9 protein-coding genes are annotated in these 15,766 nt (G+C 72.7%); 5 read left to right on the top strand and 4 right to left on the bottom strand.

The genetic code is table 11. The annotated features are described in order from the left end of the window. Positions 1 to 15: 15 nt before the first annotated feature. From VT50_RS05405 to VT50_RS05390, 4 genes are read right to left on the bottom strand one after another with little or no spacing between them, the layout of a single operon-like run. Positions 16 to 882, bottom strand: coding sequence for an NAD-dependent epimerase/dehydratase family protein (locus VT50_RS05405; RefSeq protein WP_046088702.1), 867 nt, complete (start codon positions 880 to 882; stop codon positions 16 to 18). After that, positions 879 to 1,754: a carbohydrate ABC transporter permease gene (locus VT50_RS05400; RefSeq protein WP_078840881.1), complete on the bottom strand. Its 876-nt coding sequence runs from the start codon at positions 1,752 to 1,754 to the stop codon at positions 879 to 881. Before VT50_RS05400 ends, VT50_RS05405 begins: the two co-directional genes overlap by 4 nt. Then, entirely contained in the window at positions 1,751 to 2,734 is a 984-nt protein-coding gene (locus VT50_RS05395) for a carbohydrate ABC transporter permease (RefSeq protein ID WP_046088701.1), read from the bottom strand. Before VT50_RS05395 ends, VT50_RS05400 begins: the two co-directional genes overlap by 4 nt. Then, the gene (locus VT50_RS05390) at positions 2,731 to 4,146 is read right to left on the bottom strand and encodes an ABC transporter substrate-binding protein (RefSeq protein ID WP_158083185.1); all 1,416 of its coding nucleotides are present in this window, start codon (positions 4,144 to 4,146) and stop codon (positions 2,731 to 2,733) included. The genes VT50_RS05395 and VT50_RS05390 overlap by 4 nt, the downstream gene beginning before the upstream one ends. Positions 4,147 to 4,296: 150 nt before the next feature. Between VT50_RS05390 and VT50_RS05385 the strand changes: the two genes are divergently transcribed. The 5 genes from VT50_RS05385 to VT50_RS40920 all read left to right on the top strand — a co-directional run bounded on the left by VT50_RS05385 (position 4,297) and on the right by VT50_RS40920 (position 15,713). Further along, positions 4,297 to 5,091 carry an IclR family transcriptional regulator gene (locus VT50_RS05385; protein WP_046088699.1) on the top strand — a complete coding sequence of 265 codons (795 nt, stop codon included), beginning with the start codon at positions 4,297 to 4,299 and terminating at the stop codon, positions 5,089 to 5,091. 146 nt (positions 5,092 to 5,237) lie between these two features. After that, on the top strand, positions 5,238 to 6,524 hold the full coding sequence (locus VT50_RS05380; RefSeq protein ID WP_046088698.1) for an enolase C-terminal domain-like protein: 1,287 nt from the start codon (positions 5,238 to 5,240) through the stop codon (positions 6,522 to 6,524). Between the two features lie 1,039 nt (positions 6,525 to 7,563). Further along, positions 7,564 to 10,029, top strand: coding sequence for a PQQ-dependent sugar dehydrogenase (locus tag VT50_RS05375; protein ID WP_046084682.1), 2,466 nt, complete (start codon positions 7,564 to 7,566; stop codon positions 10,027 to 10,029). Between the two features lie 324 nt (positions 10,030 to 10,353). Beyond that, positions 10,354 to 13,485 (top strand): alpha-mannosidase, encoded by a 3,132-nt coding sequence (locus VT50_RS05370; protein WP_046084681.1) that lies wholly within the window; start codon positions 10,354 to 10,356, stop codon positions 13,483 to 13,485. Next, positions 13,482 to 15,713 carry an ROK family protein gene (locus VT50_RS40920; protein ID WP_075200268.1) on the top strand — a complete coding sequence of 744 codons (2,232 nt, stop codon included), beginning with the start codon at positions 13,482 to 13,484 and terminating at the stop codon, positions 15,711 to 15,713. Before VT50_RS05370 ends, VT50_RS40920 begins: the two co-directional genes overlap by 4 nt. The last annotated feature ends 53 nt before the right edge of the window (positions 15,714 to 15,766 follow it).

Raw genomic sequence — 15,766 nt, 5'->3', positions numbered from 1 at the left:
CACTGGGAACCCCCGTCAGTGGGGGTCCTCGGTGACGGCGTCCGCGGTGCGCCAGCGGTGGGCGGGCGAGAAGCCCAGCAGCCGGGCGCAGGGCGAGGTGTCGTACAGCCCCGCGAAGCGGGACAGCGGCGCCGTGATCTCGGCGGTGGGGTGGTAGCGGGCGAGCAGTTCGGCCGTGGGCAGGTCCGAGGAGGTGTCCGGCGCCGCCACGTACAGCACATGGCTGCCGTGGGTCCCGTCGGCGAGCGCGGCCCGTATCGCCGCGGCGGCGTCGCGGGTGTCCAGCCACCCCCACAGATCGCTCGCGTGGTCGCCGGGATCGGCGCGTACGGCGGCCAGTTGGCGGGTCAGCCGGGGGCCGGTGCCGGTGAAGGGGAAGCGCAGACAGACGGTGTCGGTGCCCCAGCGCCGGCGGGTGCCCTCGGCCACCTGCTCGAGGACCAGCTTGGAGAGCCCGTACGGGTCCTCGGCGAGCGTGGGGTGTGACGCGTCGACCGGTACGTAGCGGGGTGAGCGCGGATGGGTCGACCACGCGAGCCCCAGCGCCCCGATGCTGGAGGCCGCCACCACACGGCCCACCCCGGCGCGCCCGGCCTCGTCCAGCGCCAGATACGCGGTGTGGCAGTTGGCGGTGAACTGGCCCGCCGGATCGCGGGTGTCGGGATGCGGGATCGCCGCGAGGTGGACGAGCGCCGCCACCCCGCGCAGCGCCTCCCGCACCAGCTCGCGGTCGCGCAGGTCCCCGGCCAGGCTCCGCGCCAGACGCGGGTCGTGGAGGGGTTTCCGGTCGGTCGCGGTCACGCGGTACCCGTGGCGCAGCAGATCGTCCACCACCTGGCGGCCGATATGGCCCGCGGCGCCGGTCACCAGGACGTGGGTCATCCCTTCACCGCCCCGACGAGTCCGTTCACGAAGTACCGCTGGAGTGCGAGGAAGAGCAGGATCACGGGGATCACCACGATCAGCGCACCGGCCATCAGATTGTTGTAGTGCGGCACGTTCTGTGCGGAGAGCTGCTGCAGTCCGAGGGAGAGCGTGTACGCGGACTCGTCGTTGAGCGAGACCTTGGTGAGCAGATACTCGTTCCAGGTCGGGATCGCCGTCAGCAGCGCCACGGTGATCAGCGCGGGCCGGGCGAGCGGCAGATGGACACGGGTGAAGATGTGGATCTCCCCGGCCCCGTCGACCCGGGCGGCGTCGCGCAGCTCATCTGGTACGGCCGTGAACGCGCCGGTCAGCAGCATCACCGACAGGGGCGCGGTGCCGTTGACGAACGGCAGGACGAGTCCGAAGTGGGTGCCCAGGACGCCGAGGTTGTGCTCCAGCAGGATGATCGGCAGGAGCACCGTCACACCGGGGACGAACAGCAGCGCCACGAAGAGCCGGTACAGCCAGGCGCGGCCCGGGAAGCGCAGCACCGCGAAGGCGTATCCGGCGGCGGCGTAGACCAGCAGCGTGAGCGCCACGGTCAGGGCGGTGACCTTGAGGCTGTTGAGGAAGTAGTCGAAGAAGTGGAGCCGGTTCCAGGTGTCGGCGAGGGTGTGCCAGGTGGGGTGTTCGGGGATGAGGTGGCCCCCGCGCACCACCTCGAACTGGTCCTTGAAGGCGCCCGACACCATCCACAGGAACGGATACAGACTCACCAGCGCGTACCCGGCCAGCAGCACACCGATCAGCACGCGTGCGCCGGTCCGGCGGGTGGCCGCGGCGGACCGGGTGCCCGGCGCGGCCGAGGGGGCGGGAGATGTCGTCATACGCGGCTCCGCAGCGCTCGCAGGTTGATCAGGGCCAGCACGATGGCGACGGCGAACAGCATCCAGCCCAGGGCGCTGGCGAGGCCGAGGGTGGGGGCGAACTTGGCGAGGAAGGCCAGCCGGTACGCCTCCAGGCCGAGCACATTGGTGTGGGTGCCGGGCCCGCCGTTCGTCATGATCAGGAAGGTCTGGAAACCGTGCAGCGCCGATCTGAGGGTGAGCAGTACGACGATCGCGGTGATGGGCCGCAGCAGCGGCCAGACCACCGAGGCCTGGATGCGCCACCAGCCCGCGCCGTCCAGCGCGGCGGCCTCGGTCAGACCGCGGTCGATGGTCTGCAGCCCGGTCAGATACAGCAGCATCGCCACCGGGACCTCGGTCCACACGGTCACCACGATCATGGTGGGCAGGGCGGTGGCGGGGTCGCCGAGGAAGCCCTGCGGCTCCTGCAGCGAGCCGAGTCCGAGGACGCCCAGCAGATAGTTGACGGCGCCGTCCGGCTGCAGGATGTACTGCCAGGCGTAGAACACGGCGATGCCCGAGGTGACGTACGGCAGGAAGTAGACCGAACGCAGCACCGCCTGCGCCCGCCTGACCCTGCTCAGGGCGACGGCCAGCGGAAAGGACACGGCGACCGTGAGCACGGGCACGGCGACCATCACGGACAGGGTGTTGACGGCGGCCTCGCGCACCCGTGGCGCGTAGACCGGATCACGCCACAGCAGATCGGCGTAGTTGTCCAGGCCCACCCAGTCCCAGTGCGGGGCGAAGCCGTTCCAGCGGGCGAAGCCGAGCAGGAAGCCGTAGCCCACGGTGTACAGGCCCATCACGGCGAAGAGGAGTAGCGCCGGGGCGACGAAGAGACAGCCGGTGACGGCCTCGCGCCCCCGGCCGCCGGGCGCCGCCCTCCGGCGGGAGGGCCGTGCCGCCGCGCCGACGGTCCCGGGTGCGGCGGCGGAAGGTGTGCCGAGGGCCGTCACCGCGCCTCCTGCCAGTAGGAGTCGATGAGTTTGCGCAGCCGTAGCCCGGTCTTCGCGGGGCCGGTCTGGCGCAGTGGTGACATGTCGATGAGGGGCGCGCCCGCCTCGTCCATGTCAAGGGTCGGCGGCCGGAAGCTGGTGTCGTACGGGTTGTAGGTGTTCTCCGGGGTGCCCCGGAACGTCTCCATCAGCCTGGCCAGGTTCGGGCCGAGGACATCGGCGGACTCCGCGCCCAGTTCGGTCGCGGACAGATCGGAGGCGGCCTTGGAGAATCGCGCGGCCACGTCCGGTTCCGAGAGGTACCGCATCCACCTCCTGGCCTCGTCCTCGCGGGGGCTGGCCCCGCTCAGGGCGAGGCCGGTCAGCGCGATCGGGCCGAGCGCGAGGTCCTTGACGGCGCCCTTCCGGGGCGCGGGGAGGCCGAAGGCGAGGATGTCATCGGCCTTCATCCCCGCCTCCTGGAGAAAGGCCAGGGTGAAGGTGCCGCCGATGTCGAAGGCCGACTTGCCCTGGGCGAACGCCTGGTCGGCGTCGTCGATGGTGAGGGACTGGGTGCCGGGCATCCAGTACGGCGTCAGCCGGTCGTACGCCTCGAGGACTTCGGTGCCCTTCGGCGAGCCCCAGTCGGCGGACTTCTCGCGCCCGTACAGCGCCTCGTAGCCACCTCTGCCGAGCTGGGCGAAGGCCAGCGGCTGGCCGATCCAGTTCAGACCGGTCGACGGCACCTTCAGGCCCAGGCTCAGCCCGCCGGTCCGCGGTTCCTTCGCCGTGGTCTTCCTCAGGTCGGCGATGAACTCCTCCCAGGTGGCGGGGGGACGGGTGATCCCGGCTGCGGCGAGCTTGGCCTTGTTGGCGTAGACGATCCCGAAGGTGCCGATGGTGAACGGCAGGCTGTAGCGCGCGCCCTTCGGCACCCCGTGGCTGGTGGAGGTCGGTGGCAGCGACTGCTCGTACTTGTCCTGGGTGACCGTGCCGGACCGGCGCACGGCCGGGTTGAAGCGGTCGTTCCAGCTCGCCGGGATCCGCCCGCGCAGGTCCTGCACGATGCCCGCGGCTCCGTAGACGAAGTCCTCGCCGTCGGAGTGGACTTCGAAGACGTCCGGCAGATCGCCCGTTATGGCCGAGCTCTGGACCTTGATGGTGTACGCGTCGTCGGGGGTGTACGCCTGGATCCGGACCTCGATGCCGGTCCGCCGCCCGAACTCCGCGGCGGCGGCGCGCAATCCGGCGACATGGGACTGCTTGAACGTCCACATCGTCACGGCCGCCGGGCCCGCCCCCGACGCGCCGCCACAGCCGCTCAGCACCGAGGCCGACAGCGCGGCGGCGAGGCCGAGCGCCGCGAGCCGGGCGCGCCGCGGTGGCGGGGAGGAACGCCCCGGGGAAGGAGAAAGAGGACGACTGGTCGGCATACGGGCCCCCGCCTGATGCGAGCGTTCAGAAGACCGAATAGCGTTGGAGTAACGGAACATAGGCTTGCCGTGATATAGCGTCAAGACGAGCTACGGAAGTTGTCGGGGACCGGGGCCTGCGGGGCGCCGGGCCGGGGAGCGGAGGCTGGCGTGGAATCGGTGTCGGGAGCAGCGCGGGTCCGGCGTCACGAGGACGTCAAGTCCGCGGCGCGCGTCCTGGAAGTGCTCGAACTCCTGGGCGCCGAGGGCGCCCGGCTCTCGCTCGCCGACATGGCGAGCACCCTGTCCGTGCCCAAGAGCAGCCTGCACGCGGTGCTGCGCACCATGGAGTCCCGCCGCTGGGTGGAGACCGACCCGTCGGGAACGCTGTACAGCCTCGGCCTCAAGGCGCTGCTGACCGGCACCGCGTATCTGGAGAGCGACGACCTCGCCGGGATCGCGGGGCCCGTGCTCGACCTGCTGGCCGAGGAGACGGGCGAGGCCGTCCACCTCGGGCGGCTGGACCACACGGACGTCGTCTACCTGGCCAAGCGCGAATCCCGGCACGCCCTGCGGATGTACTCGGCGGTCGGCCGCCGGCTGCCCGCACACGCCACCGCGCTGGGCAAGGCGATCCTGTCCCAGTACGACGCGGCGGAGGTCCAGCGCCGCCTCAACTGGCCGCTCCCGGCGCTCACTCCGAGCACCGTCACCGACCCGGACGAACTGCTCGCCCAGCTCGCCGACGCCCGCAAGCGGGGCTGGGCGGTGGACGAGGGCGAGAGTTCGGTGGACATCCGCTGTGTGGCGGTCCCGCTCGGCACCGGGCACGGCGGCGGCGACGCGATCAGCTGCTCGGCGCCGCGCAGCCGGATGGACGACGACCGGCTGGGCGAGATCGCCGCCCATGTCACCGAGGCGGCCCACTCGCTGCGAACGCTGTTGAAGCGGCTCGGGGAGCACTGAGCCTCCGGGCCCCGCCCGGCCGGGTCGCGGGGCGTCCCGCCGGGCGGCTGCGTCGGACCGTATCCCGGTACGCCCATTGACACCGCTCCTGAACCCTCTTTACGTTCGAATGGACGATCGCCATTCGGCTATGGGAATGGGAGCGTATGTCCGCACCTCGCGAGCCGCACCTCCCGCTGGCCCAGGCCCCCTGGGTGGAGGAGCGCGGCGACAAGCTCCGCATCACCGCCGTACGCACCTTTCTGACGGCGCCTCAGGGCTGCCCGTACCTCATCGTGCGGGTCGAGACCAACGACCCCGGGCTGTACGGCCTCGGCTGCGCCAGCGACCCGCAGCGCACGCTGGCCGTCCGCAGCGTGATCGACGACTACCTCGCCCCGCTGTTGCGCGGGCGCGACCCCGGCGACGTCGAGGACCTGTACCGGCTGGCCCTCAACAGCGCGTACTGGCGCGGCGGTTCGATCACCGGCAACGCCCTCGGCGGCATCGACGTCGCGCTGTGGGACCTGAAGGCCAAGCGGCTCGGCGCCCCGCTCTACGCACTCCTCGGGGGCCGCTTCCGGCACCGCGCCGCCGCCTACACCCATGTGGACGGCCGGGACGCCGAAGAGCTCGCCGACAAGGTGGCCGCCGCGCGCGAGCGGGGCTTCGGACACGTGCGCGTCCAGTGCGCCGTGCCCGGCTCCGACACCTATGGCGCCGCGCCGTCCGGCGCCGGTGAGGCGCGGGCCCGCCACGACCGCTCCGGCCGCTGGGACAGCGCCGGGTATCTGCGCGCGGTGCCGCCGGTGCTGCGGCGCACCCGCGAACTGGTCGGTGACGGGGTCGAGTTGCTGCATGACGCGCATGAGCGCCTTGACCCGCGCCAGGCCGGGGAATTCCTGCGCCGGGTGGCGGACGCCGGGCTCTACTTCGTGGAGGACGTGCTCGCCCCGGAGGACGCCGCGCACTTCGCGCGGCTGCGTGCGGCGTCCCCGGTCCCGCTCGCGATGGGGGAGCTGTTCAGCGATCTCACCCAGTTCCTGCCGCTGCTGGCCGGGCCGGTGATCGACTTCGCGCGGATCCGGGTCCCCACGCTCGGCGGCCTCACCCCGGCCCGTAAGCTCGCCGCCGCCTGTGAACTGCACGGCGTCCGGCTCGCCCCGCACGGTCCCGGCGACGTCAGCCCGCTCGCCCAGGCGGCCACCATCGCCCTCGACATCTCCAGCCCCGCCTTCGGTGTCCAGGAGGCGGCCACCTTCCGCGAGCCGGTTCTTGAGGTCTTCCCCGGCACGGTCGTGCCACGGCTGGGGGCGCTGGAGCCCCGCGAAACCCCGGGCCTGGGCGTCGACTTCGACGAGCGCGCCGCGCGCAGGCATCCGGCACCCGAGCCCCTGGCCCACGACCGCTGGGCCCTGCTGCGGAACACGGACGGGAGCGTGCAGAGGCCGTGACGCGCACGGGACGCGCCGCGCTGTCCCCCACCCCGCCCCTCCCCAAAACCGGGGCCCCGCCCCAGCCCCCAACCCGGGGCTCCGCCCCTGGACCCCGGACCCGGGCCTGGCGCCCCAGCCCCCAACTCCGGGCCTGGCGCCCCAGCCGCCAAAACCGGGCCTGCGCCCCTGGACCCCGGCCCCGTGGCTGGCGCCCCGACGCCGGATCCGGGGCTGCGCCCCCGGACGTCGGGCCTGGGCCTGTCTCCCTGGACCTCGTATCTGGGGCGGCGCTCCCGGACGCCGGACTTGGGGCTGTGCCCCTGGGTCTCGGGCCTTGGGCGGCGCTCCCGGACGCCGGATCTGGGGCTGTACCTCTGGATCTCGTATCTGGGGTTGTGCTCCGGACCTCGGATCCGGGGCTGCGCTCCCTGGACCTCCGGCCTGGGGTGGCGTCTCCGGACGCCGGGCCTGGGTGGGCCCCTGGACCCCGGACCTGGGCCTCTGCCCCAGACCCCGGAGTGGGAGCCCAGCCCCAGACTCGGGGTTGTGCCCCAGTCCCGGGGCTCGGGGCTTCGCCCCAGACCCAAATCGGGCCTCCGCCCTGGTTCCGGGGTTCGGGGTTCTGCTCCGGACCTCAATCGGCGTGTGGCGCCCAGACCTTGGACTCGGGGCTTTGCCCCGGGCCCGGGAGCGGGGCGGCAGCCCAGACCCTGTGGGGGCCGCGAGATTGGGGGTTGTGCCCTGGTTCCGGGGCTCGGGGCCGGCCCCCAGACCTCAATCGGCGCGTGGCGCCCAGACCTTGGACCCGGGGCTTCGCCCAGGCCCCGGAGCGGGGGCTCGGCCCCAGCCCCCGCCCCGGGGCGGCGCCCAGATCTCCGACTCGGGGCTCGGCCGCAGCCTCAGACTCGGGCTGTGCCCCAGACCCTGGCTGGACCCGGGGCGGCGCCCCAGATGCCCGGGGGCCAGGGGCGGAGCCCCTGGATTGGTATGGCTTGGCGCGGCGGCGCGCGTTTGTGCTTGGCACGTTCGTTAACCTCACCGGATACGGAGGACTTCCGTGCACAGGAAACGCCTGAGACTGCGCAGATCCCTCGCGCTGTTCGCCGGAGCACTGCTCACCGGTGCCACCCTGACGTTCACCACACCGGCCGCGGACGCGGTGCCCGACCCCGGCCGGGCCGCCGGGGCCGCCGCGCCCGTGTTCCAACAGGTGACCCTCGCCAAGGGCGTGGCCGAGACGGGCGAGCCGATGTCGCTCGCCGTATTGCCCGACCGCTCGGTGCTGCACACCTCGCGCGATGGCACCCTGCGGCTGACCGACGCCGCGGGCACCACCAAGGTGGCTGGCACGCTGCCGGTGTACAGCCATGACGAGGAGGGGTTGCAGGGCGTCGGGGTCGACCCGGGGTTCAGTGGCAACCGCTTCATCTACCTCTACTACGCGCCGCCGCTGAACACCCCGGCCGGTGACGCCCCGGAGAACGGCACGGCCGCGGACTTCACGAAGTTCGACGGCGTCAACCGGCTCTCCCGCTTCGTGCTCAAGACCGACGGCACCCTGGACCGGGCCAGCGAGAAGACCGTGCTGGAGGTCAAGACCTCGCGCGGCATGTGCTGCCACGTCGGCGGCGACATCGACTTCGACGCCCAGGGCAATCTGTATCTGTCGACCGGCGATGACTCCAACCCCTTCGCCTCCGACGGCTACACCCCGATCGACGAGCGGGCGAGCCGCAATCCGGCCTTCGACGCCCAGCGCAGCGCGGGCAACACCAACGATCTGCGCGGCAAGATCCTGCGCATCAAGGTCAAGGCGGACGGCTCGTACGACATCCCGGCGGGCAACCTCTTCGCCCCCGGCACGGCGAAGACCCGTCCCGAGATCTACGCGATGGGCTTCCGCAACCCGTTCCGGATGAGCGTCGACAGGGCCACCGGTGTGGTGTACGTCGGCGACTACGGTCCCGACGCGGGCAACGCCAGCTCCACCCGCGGTCCGCAGGGCATGGTGGAGTTCGCCCGGGTCACCAAGGCGGGCAACTTCGGCTGGCCCTACTGCGTCGGCAAGAACCAGCCGTACATCGACTTCGACTTCGCCACCGGCGCCTCCGGCTCCGCCTTCAACTGCGCCGCCCCGAAGAACACCTCGCCGAACAACACCGGCCTCACCGATCTGCCCCCGGCCCAGCCCGCCTGGATCCCCTACGACGGCGGGTCCGTGCCCGAGTTCGGCTCCGGCTCGGAATCCCCGATGGGCGGACCGGTCTACCGCTACGACGCCGGCCTCAACTCACCGGTGAAGTTCCCGCAGAGTTACGACGGCGACTTCTTCGCGGGGGAGTTCGGCCGCAAGTGGATCAAGCGGATCGAGCAGACCGCGGACGGCACGGTCAGCTCGATCAACGCCTTTCCCTGGACCGGCACCCAGGTGATGGACATGGCCTTCGGCCCGGACGGCGCGCTGTACGTCCTGGACTACGGCACCGGATGGGGCGCGGGCGACGCGAACTCGGCGCTGTACCGCATCGAGAACGTCGTCGGCGGGCGGGCGCCGGTCGCCCAGGCGTCGAGCGACAAGACCTCGGGCAAGGCCCCGCTCCGGGTGGCGTTCTCCTCGTCCGGCAGCAGTGACCCCGACGGTGACACCATCGGCTACAGCTGGGACTTCGGCGACGGCGGGAAGTCCACCGAGGCCAACCCGACACACACGTACACCGCCAACGGCACCTACACCGCCACTCTGACCGCCAAGGACCCCGGCGGCCTGACCGGCACCGCGAGCGTGCACATCACCGTGGGCAACACCGCGCCGACGGTCACCCTGGAACTCCCCGGCGACGGCCAGCTGTTCACCTTCGGCGACAAGGTGCCCTTCCGGATCAAGGTCAGCGACCCGGAGGACGGCGCCATCGACTGCTCCAAGGTGAAGATCACCCATCTTCTCGGGCACGACAGCCACGCCCATCCCATCACCTCCGGCACCGGCTGTGAGGGCACCCTGCAGACGCTGGCGGACGGGGAACACGACGAGAACGCCAATATCTTCGGGGTCTTCGACGCCGAGTACACCGACAAGGGAGCCAGCGGCCAGCCCCCGCTGACCACCCACGACCAGAACGTCACCCAGCCCAAGCACCGGCAGGGCGAGCACTACACCGCGTTCCAGGGCATCGAGCAGGCGAGCCACTCCACGGCACACGGCGGCAAGACGGTCGGCTTCACCGACAACGGCGACTGGATCGCCTTCAAGCCGTACATCCTCAACAACGCCACCAAGCTCACCGCCCGCGTCTCCTCCGGCGGCCCCGGCGGCACCATCGAGGTCCGCGCGGGCAGCCCCACCGGGACCCTGCTGGGCACCGCGACCGTGCCCACCACCGGCGGCTGGGAGAACTTCCAGGACGTGAGCGCCACGCTCAGTGGCGCCCCCTCGGGGACGACCACGCTCACCTTCGTCTTCAAGGGCGTCACGGGCCAGGGCAACCTCTTCGACCTGGACGACTTCACCTTCACCACCGGCTGAGCCGGGACGAGCAGGGCCGCGCCGAAGGTCCCGAGGGGAACCGCCGGACGGCCCGCGCGGCGGGGAGGAGAACGCCGACTCCTCCCCGCCGCATTTCTGTGCCAGATGTCAATTCGCTTTATTGACACAGTCGATGGAAGGCCGCTTAATTTCCTCCTGACAAGGCGTCGAACCGCTTCTTTTACCGAGTAAAACGGCAGCTCACGGGGGCAGTTCCGAGCCGTGCTCCGGTATTTGAGCAGAAGCGTTGACGTGATAACACGCATGGTTTTACATAAACGTCACGCGCACTTTCCCTGAGGCAGTCAGGAGGAACGGCCGACCATGCACGACGACCGCCGCGCCGTGGAAGAGCGCATCGCGAAATTCATCGCCGAGCGCCTGCGCCCGGCGCTGTACGGCGATCGCGTCCCGCTGGAGGTCGCCGCCTGGCACCTCCCGGGGGAGCCGGTGCCGGTGGCCGACGCGCTGCGCGCCGAGTACCGGCCGTTCGTCACCGGTGACAGCTGGGGCGGCCCGTGGTCGACCACCTGGTTCCGTACCACCGCGACGGTCCCCGAGCGCTGGGCGGGCCGCCGCGTGGAGGCCCTGTTCGACCTCGGCTTCGACCTCTCCCGTGGCCCCGGCGGCCAGGCCGAGGGCCTGGTCCACACCGCGGACGGCACCCCGCTGGAGGGCCTGCACCCCCACCACCGCTCGGTGCCGCTGACCACCCGCGCCACCGGTGGCGAGCGGGTGTCCCTGCTGGTCGAGGCCGCCGCCAATCCACCCATCGTCGGCAGCGCGGGCACCGGCACCCACTACGGCCACCGGCTCACCGCGGGCGAGGAGGAGCTGTACCGGCTGCGCCGCGCCGACCTCGTGGTGCGCGAGGAGGACGTCTGGCAGCTCCTGCACGACATGGAGGTGCTGGACGAGCTGATGCGCGAACTGCCCCTCGGGCTGCCGCGCCGCCACGAGATCCTGCGCGCCCTCCAGCGGGCCGTGGACAGCGTGCCCCCGCGCCGTGTCGCCGCGGGCGCCGCGGCGGCCCGCGAGATCCTGCGCCCGGTCCTCGACCGGCGCGCCCATGACTCCGCGCACACCATCGCCGCCGTGGGCCACGCCCATATCGACTCCGCGTGGCTGTGGCCGCTGCGCGAGACCGTGCGCAAGTGCGCCCGGACCTTCTCCAGCGTGGCCGCGCTGGCCGAGGAGTACCCCGAGCTGGTCTTCGCCTGCTCCTCCGCACAGAGTTACGCCTGGATGCGCGACCACCAGCCGTATGTCTTCGAGCGGATCAAGAAGGCTGTGGCCGAGGGCAATTGGGCGCCGGTGGGCGGCATGTGGGTCGAGGCGGACGGCAATCTGCCCGGCGGTGAGGCCCTGGCCCGCCAGCTGGTCCACGGCCGCCGCTTCTTCTCCCAGGAGCTCGGCGTGGAGACCGACGGGGTCTGGCTGCCGGACTCCTTCGGCTACACGGCCGCGTATCCGCAGCTGGCCGCGCTCGCGGGGGCCCGCTGGTTCCTCACCCAGAAGCTGTCGTGGAACGAGACCAACAGGCTGCCCCACCACACCTTCTGGTGGGAGGGGATCGACGGCACGCGGATCTTCACCCACTTCCCGCCCGTGGACACCTACAACGCCACCCTGTCCGGCGCCGAACTGGCCCACGCCGTGGCCGAATACGCCGACAAGGGCGCGGGCACCCGCTCCCTGGCCCCGTTCGGCTTCGGCGACGGCGGGGGCGGGCCCACCCGCGAGATGCTGGAGAAGGCCAGGCGCCTGGCCGACCTGGAGGGCTCCCCGCGGGTCAGGGTCCAGAACCCGTCGGAGTTCTTCCGCGAGGCCCGCGAGGAGTACCCCGACCCGCCGGTGTGGCGCGGTGAGCTGTATCTGGAGACCCATCGCGGCACCTACACCAGCCAGGCCCGCACCAAGCGCGGCAACCGGCGCAGCGAGGCGCTGTTGCGCGAGGCCGAGCTGTGGGCGGCGACCGCCGCCGTCCGCACCGGCGAGCCGTATCCGTACGAGGCGCTTGACGGGCTGTGGAAGCAGGTACTGCTGCACCAGTTCCACGACATCCTCCCCGGCACCTCCATCTCCTGGGTCCACCAGCAGGCCGAGCAGACCTACCGCGCCGTCCACCGAGGCCTGGAGCGGATCGTGGCCCGCGCCGCCGGGCCCCCGGACCCCGCGGGACCCCTCGCCGTCCTCAACGCCGCCCCGCACGCGCGGCGCGAGGTGGTACTCCTCGACACCCCGCCCACCACCGGCGGCCGGGTGCAGAAGCTGTCCGACGGCCGGTACGCGGTGCTCGCCCAGGCCCCGGCGCTCGGCGCCGCCGTCCTCGGCGCCGATGTTCCCGGCACCGGCACCGGCACCGACGATGCGCCACGGGTCACCGCCCGGCCCGCGGACGGTGGTGGATACGTGCTGGACAACGGCGCGCTGACGGTCCGTATCGACGCCGAGGGGCTGGTCCGCTCCGCGTACGACCACGCCTCCCGCCGGGAGGCCATCGCGCCCGGTGCCGCAGGGAACCTGCTGCGGCTGCACCCCGACGATCCGGTGCGCTGGAGCGCCTGGAACCTGGACGCCCAGTACCGCGACGTCCACCGCGATCTGGACACCGCCACCGCCGTCCACCTCGACGACGAGGGCCCGCTGCTGGCGCGGGTCCGCGTGGAGCGCACCACCGGCCGGTCCGTGGTCACGCAGCACCTCGCCCTGGCCGCGGGCGGCCGGATCCTGGAGGTGGACACGGACATCGACTGGCGGGAGGAGGACACCGTACTCAAGGCCGTCTGGCCCCTGGACGTCCACGCCGAACGCACCGCGGCCGAGATCCAGTTCGGCCATGTCGAGCGGCCCACCCACGAGAACACCAGCTGGGACGCCGCCCGCTTCGAGGCGTGGGCGCACCGCTGGATCCACGTCGGTGAACACGGCTGGGGCGCGGCCCTGCTCACCGACTCCAGCTACGGATACGACGCCGGCCGCCGCACCCGCGAGGACGGCGGAACCACCACCACCGTCCGGCTCACCCTGCTGCGCGGACCCCACAGCCCCGACCCCCACGCCGACCGGGGCCGCCACCGCTTCCGCTACGCGCTGTGCCCCGGCGCGGACATCGGCGACGCGGTGGCCGGGGGCTACGCCTTCAGCCTCCCGCTCCGCCCGGCCGCCCCCCGGCTGGCCGGACCGCCGCTGGTCGCGGTGGGCGATCCGGGCGTCGTGGTGGAGGCGGTCAAGCTCGCCGACGACCGCTCCGGCGATGTCGTGGTCCGGCTCTACGAGTCGCGAGGGGGCCGCACCCGGACCACCCTCGCCGCCGGGTTCCCGGTCGAGCGGGTCCAGGTGACCGACCTCCTGGAGGACCCCACCGGCGAACTGGCGCACCGCGCGGGCGTGGTGGACCTCGAGCTGCGCCCGTTCCAGATCCTGACCCTCCGGCTGGCGCGCGGGGCGTCGTGAACCCGCCCTACCAGGAGGCGGAGGCCACGGGCCTGCCCGAGGAGGACCGCGGGCTGCTGAAGCGCTGGGTGGCGGAGGGCGGGCCGCGCGCCGTCCGCGCCGCCGTCGTCCTCCTCGCCGCCCAGGGGCTGCGCAACGCCGAGATCGCCCGGCGGCTCGAGGTCTCCCGGCAGACCGTGGGCCACTGGCGGCAGCGCTTCGACACCTCCGGCATGGCGGGCCTGCGGGAGCGCCCCCGCCCCGGGCGGCCCGCCATCATCGACGAGGCCGAGGTCATCACCCGTACGGTACTGGCGCCCGACGGTGGCGGCGCCTCCCGCGCGGTCGCCCGCGAACTCGGCTACAGCCACGCGGCGGTGGCCGCGATCCGCCAGCGCTGGCGGGTGACGCCCGGCAACGCCACCGTGCCCGTGGTGCCCACCCGCCCCCCGCTCCCGGAGGCCGAGGTGTGGGTGCTCGGCCTGTACCTGGACACCCACCGGGCGCTGCTGCTGGTGGGCACCCGCCCGGCCGCCCACGAGCGGCGCCGCGGCGGCCCGTCCGGCGCCGATGTCATCGCCGCGGTGGACGCGGCGGTCGAGGCCGCGCTGAAGGTCCCGCCAGCCCCGGCGCCGGGGTCCCCGCGCGGCCGGGACCGGCTGGCCGGATACCTGGGCGAGGCCCGGCGCCGCCACCCGGGCGCCTCCCTGCACGCCATCACCCTGTGGGACACCGGCACGTGCGGGCCGCCACCCGAGCGGCACCCCGGAGTGGTGCACCACGCCCTTCCGGCGCGCACCACCTGGCGCACCTTCCTGCGCGCCATGGTCGGCCTGGACTGCACCCGCCACCCGGAGTCCTCCCACCGCGTCTACCTCGATCTGGCCGCCGCCCTCAGGGCGTACGCGACCCGGCCAGGCGCCGACCGCGAGCGGCCACCCGTGCGCTGGCTCCGGGAGCCCATCGCCACCCACTTCGCCGGTGGCCCCCGGGCCGGTGACGACCAGCGCCGGGAGACCTGGGGCGGCGCCAACCAGATCGACCTCGGCTCCTTCAACGAGTGCGTGGTCATCGAGGCGGTACGGCTGGCCGGGACCATCACCCGCGGTGAGATCTCCCACCGCACCGGCCTCACCCAGCAGTCGGTTTCCCGGATCTGCCGCTCGCTGCTGCGCCGCGGCATCCTGGTGGAGGACGACCGGCGGCAGGCCACCTCCGGCAAGCCGCGCACCCCGGTGCGGCTGCGCGGCGACGCCGGGCACGCGCTGGGCATCCATGTGGACCCCGAGGTGCTGACGGCGGTCGTGGTGGACCTCGACGGCGCCATCGTGCGCAGCCGTACCGAACCCGTCCGGCAGACCGCGAGCCCGGATCAACTCGTGGACCACGTCGCCCGGTTGGGCCGCGGGGTGCTGGACGCCGCGGGCGGGGCCGTGCGGCCCGGAGGGTTCCTCGGCATCGGCGTGGCCACCCCCGGCCCGGTGGACGTGGCCTCCGGCACCGTCCTCGATCCGCCGCTGCTGTCGGTGTGGCGTGATGTGCCGCTGCTGTACATGCTCAAGGACCGCTTCCGCTGCCCCATCGTCATGGAGAAGGACTCGTCGGCCGCGGCCGTGGGAGAGCGGTGGATCGGGCGCAACCGGCGCGCCCGCGACTTCGTGTATCTGTACCTGGGCACCGGGGTGGGCGCCGGGCTGTTCCTCAACGGCGACATCCACCGTGGAGTCAGCGCCAACGCGGGGGAGTTCGGCCAGCTGTGCGCCGTCGCCCTGGAGCGGGTGGACGCGGACGGCAGACCGGAGATCCTGCCGGAGTGCAATCCGCCGGTGTCCATCCCCGGTACGGCCACCCGGCTCGGCATGGCCCTCGGCCCGCGCGCCGCACACGATCCGCGCGAGGCCCACCGGGTGGTGAGCGCGGCGGCCGGGGCCGGTGACCCGGTGGCCGAGAAGGCCGTGCGCCATGTGGCCGGGGCCATCGGCAGGGGAGCGCTGTCCCTGGTGGACCTGCTGGACATCGATCTGATCGTGCTCGGCGGGCCGTTCTTCACCGACGGCGTCGCCGACCTCTACACGGATGAGATCTCCCGCATCGTCAATGACTTCCCGACCGCCAGACGACTGCGCCGCGTCGATGTCGAGCGGTCCGTGCTCAGCCGTGAGGCCGCCGCCGTCGGCGCCGCGTCGACCATCTTCCACGCCACGTTCACCCCGCGGCTCGCGGGCCGTCCCGCGCCCACCGGGCGGTGAACGGATGACCGGGCACAGGATTTTGTCAACGGGCTTTGCAAAGTGGGGCCGAC

Source organism: Streptomyces antioxidans (assembly GCF_000968685.2).
GTDB lineage: Bacteria > Actinomycetota > Actinomycetes > Streptomycetales > Streptomycetaceae > Streptomyces > Streptomyces antioxidans.
Note: the sequence above shows the minus strand (reverse complement) of the source record. Positions and strands in the feature narration are given on the sequence as shown.

What these genes read in the sequence shown, in the direction of transcription:
- VT50_RS05405 (WP_046088702.1), bottom strand. Translation starts at nt 882, where the DNA reads ATGACCCACGTCCTGGTGACCGGCGCCGCGGGCCATATCGGCCGCCAG.
- VT50_RS05400 (WP_078840881.1), bottom strand. Translation starts at nt 1,754, where the DNA reads ATGACGACATCTCCCGCCCCCTCGGCCGCGCCGGGCACCCGGTCCGCC.
- VT50_RS05390 (WP_158083185.1), bottom strand. Translation starts at nt 4,146, where the DNA reads ATGCCGACCAGTCGTCCTCTTTCTCCTTCCCCGGGGCGTTCCTCCCCG.
- VT50_RS05380 (WP_046088698.1), top strand. Translation starts at nt 5,238, where the DNA reads ATGTCCGCACCTCGCGAGCCGCACCTCCCGCTGGCCCAGGCCCCCTGG.
- VT50_RS05370 (WP_046084681.1), top strand. Translation starts at nt 10,354, where the DNA reads ATGCACGACGACCGCCGCGCCGTGGAAGAGCGCATCGCGAAATTCATC.